The sequence below is a fragment of the Methylobacterium sp. E-066 genome (genome assembly GCF_022829635.1).
Taxonomy (GTDB): domain Bacteria; phylum Pseudomonadota; class Alphaproteobacteria; order Rhizobiales; family Beijerinckiaceae; genus Methylobacterium.
Genome location: NZ_JAKSYO010000112.1, coordinates 1 through 3329, shown reverse-complemented (window position 1 = coordinate 3329; position 3329 = coordinate 1). Strand labels below are relative to the sequence as shown.

The following is a 3329-nucleotide window of genomic DNA, read 5'->3' as shown; positions in this document are numbered from 1 at the left end:
GCGGCATCAACGAATCCCCGGCTAGCACCCCGGCGCCGAGATGATGCCGGAAGATCTTCACCAGGCTCGCGGTGTCCGGTCTCTCGATCGCGATCTCCCGATCGAGGCGTCCCGCCCGCTTCACGGCTGGATCGATGTTCTCCGGGTGGTTCGAGGCCGCGACGACGACCACGCCCGGGCGCTCCTCGACGCCGGCGAGCAACTCGAGGAACAGGTTCACCACCTGGGTCCAGTACTGGACGTACTCGCCGCGGATGCGCGCGCGGTCGGAGATGCCGTCGAGCTCGTCGATGAACAGGATGCAAGGCGCCTGGGTCCGGGCCTGGGCGAACACCCTGCGGATCGCCTGCAGGGTGCCGGAGAGGTAATCCGATGTGTTCCACTCCGCGACCGAGGTCGCCACCAGCGGAACCCGGGCGGACTTGGCCAGGGCGCGGGCGAAGCTGGTCTTGCCGACGCCCGGCGGCCCCGACAGCAGCAAGCCCCGATTGTCGATCTCGGCCCAGGCGAGGCGGCCGATCCGGTAGGCTTGCAGGTCGGCAGCGAGTGCCAGGCCCCAATCCTTGGCCGCACCATAACCGTCGAGTTCCTCGAGTGCCGGACCCGTCTGAAGGTAGTCGGCCTTGGCTGCCATCACTCGGGCGAGCGCGTCGATACAGGCATCGGGTGAGGCGGCACCCCGGAATGCGATCGGCAGGTCGGCGATGTCGAGGGTGCGAACCAGCTCGGGATCGATCCGCCGTGTCGGGCATCCCCCGGTGACCGCTTCGATGACGAGGTCGAGCGCGCCCTGATCCAGGCCGGGAAGCGCGATGCGATGCTCGGCAGCGCGCAGGAGATCGCGCGGCAGCTGGCGGGTCGGATCGGGCGCGCATCCGACAATGGGAACCCGCGCGTGGAGCGCCGAGGCGACCATGAGGTTTCCGGCTTCCGGCCTGTGCTCCTTGTGCGAGCCGTCGCGGACGAGCAGGGCGGCCTGCGTCGGTTTGAGAGCGACGGCTCTGTTGCCGCTCAGATCCATCACCCGGACGCCGGGTCGGAAGGCACATCGCTCGAGGACGTCCCGCACCGGCTCGACCAGATCGGGCATGTGCGTGGTGATGACGACGACCGGTGCCTCGCGCCGCAGACGACGCACGAGGCCATCCTCGGCCTCGATGGCACGCGCGACGAGCACGGCCACCGCGGCGAGGTCCGCGGGCACCGGCACGTGCTCGGGTCTCTTCTCGCCCTCGGTCTGGGCGAGCATGAGTTCGACCGGATCGTCGCTCCCTTCGTCGTAGTCGGGATCCGAGCCGAATTCGCGATTGAGCTTGGTGTTCCTGCGCTCCTCCTGCGCCAGGGTTCGAAGGAACGCGCGCGCGAGCGCGTCGGAGGGCTTAGCATCAGAAAACTGGTCGTGCGGAATGGTCGAGGTCAGCGACATGGCATGATCTCCCACGACCGGGCAGCGGCGCCGGCCGTCAGCGTGATGGCTGGATTGGTTGCAGCGACGCGGCTGGTCCGAAGGATCGGAGCGCTCGGCGGGCGTCGGCTTCAGGAGATCGCCTGCTTCATAGGCGATGGATTTTTATAGAACGGATGGGGAACAAAAACCAGCGGCGGAAGGATGTATCCACAGGCTGGCGTTGGGAGGTATCTGACGCTGATCCCTGATCCCTAATGGGGACGCCCGCCGCAAGCGCCGAACTTGCGCGCGAGAGCTAGCCTTACGCAACCAGCCTGCACGGATGCCGAGTGGGCGGTGATCGCGCCGCTGATGCCGTCACCGTCCGGCAGGGTCCGCCCATGGATCTGCCCGCTGCGCGCGATGCTCCAGGGCATCCTCTATGTCCTGCGTGACCTGAGCGGTATATTGGAACCGGGCAGTTGCGAGGCTATTGCATGGTGGCAACAGGCAGGCTGCGTGCAGCGCTGCTGATGCAGGCGCAGTTTGACTATCAGAGAATCGCTTCTCGTGATCTCGACGCGATGCTGAAGCTGTTTGCTTGGGCCTATGCCATCCCGGCAGACGGCGAGAAGCTCAGATCAAAGGTACGAGATCGAAAACCCACGACCGTTCGCGGGCAAATGCGCTACCCGAGTATGATCGGGTCGTTCCTTCGTCTATGCAGGTCGGGCGAGGTACGCGACCTATGCAGGGTGACGAATTCAGGAAGCTGCTGCGCGCCCTCGACAGGACGCAGGTCGCGTTCGCCTCGGAAATCGGAGTGTCCCTGCGGACGGTCCATACCTGGGCCTCGAGCGGACCACCCGGCGAGATCGTCTACCTCCTGGATCTGCTGACGCGACAGGAACAACCTCTCGGCACCGCAGGGACGGCCGGCGGCGAATTTCGCCGGGCGGTGGAAGCTGAACTCGGACGACTGTCGGCCGACGCCGGTCGCCGGAATCTGGAAGCCGAGTTCCTGAATCTCGTCGGACGATGGTTGGAAAGACGCCGATCTGCGATTTCAACATCAAGCAGCCTCCCTCCCGAAGAAGCCGGTCACCCCGATAGCGATTAAATTTCATTTAAAATTGTACAGAAATCGCACCTTGTGCCCGTAATGCACGAGCGATCCCACGCGCAGGAAAAGTATCTTGAAAAGGGCAGTTTCTGCCTTCATCTTGTTTTCGCACCTCGGCGAGTCGGGGCAACAAGAACATACGCGAGCGGGGTCCACGACTACGACCCTCGACAGGCGGCCCATGCAGAACAGACTCCGATAGCCAACGGGACCGGCGCCTCCGGGTCCCGAAAGATGGCGTATGCCCGGAGGCGGAGTCGCATTCGGATGACATACCCGCTAGCGCCAATCCCGGCAGCCCATGGCGAACGCTCCAGCCATCCCGGGTTCCGATCGTTCAAGACGCCGGATCCCATCCGCTATCCAGCGCGCTGGCACAGAGACCTACTGATCCAGGCCACGCTCGATCCGGCCGTCGAAACCATCGAAGAACTTCCGGGTCATCCTACCGATGCAATGGGCCTCATCCTGCAGGTCCAAGGCGTCAGAAGACGAATACTGGCGGTCCGCGACGGAATTCGCCCGCCGCCTTCGTCGGGGATCGAAGCTGTCGTCGTGACCCGATCCTACGTCCTCTCGGAACCGCGTTGTTCGAATGCACGCATGGTCTAGCACTACTTTGGCAGTTTGACTTCAGGGTGGCAGATTGAGAACGGCGTCACAGTGCGGGCATCGCCGCGGTGGTGGCTGACTGAGGTGATCCAGGATGGCTTGGCGGATCGCCGGCATCGATGGCTGGGGCGGCGGGCAGGCGATTCTTTTTTTTCCGCCCCGCCGCTGCGAGGCGCCGGGATTGCAGGAAGGCATAGGCCATCATGG

The 3329-nt window shown here is 64.6% G+C and carries 2 protein-coding genes and 1 pseudogene; 2 read left to right on the top strand and 1 reads right to left on the bottom strand.

Annotated features, from left to right (window positions below; genetic code table 11):
* Positions 1-1426, bottom strand: a 1426-nt coding sequence (locus MKL20_RS16105; protein WP_244037511.1) for an AAA family ATPase, incomplete at its 3' end; no start/stop codon positions are given.
* A gap of 296 nt (positions 1427-1722) precedes the next feature.
* Here MKL20_RS16105 and MKL20_RS16100 point away from each other — a divergent pair.
* Together MKL20_RS16100 and MKL20_RS16095 are read left to right on the top strand one after the other, a co-directional pair.
* Positions 1723-1840: pseudogene (locus MKL20_RS16100) on the top strand (transposase); the annotation flags it as partial.
* 295 nt (positions 1841-2135) lie between these two features.
* Positions 2136-2507: a hypothetical protein gene (locus tag MKL20_RS16095; RefSeq protein ID WP_244037510.1), complete on the top strand. Its 372-nt coding sequence runs from the start codon at positions 2136-2138 to the stop codon at positions 2505-2507.
* Positions 2508-3329: the final 822 nt, after the last annotated feature.

Bases quoted from the DNA above. Each gene is read 5' to 3' on its own strand.
- MKL20_RS16095 (WP_244037510.1), top strand. From the start codon at position 2,136: ATGCAGGGTGACGAATTCAGGAAGCTGCTGCGCGCCCTCGACAGGACG.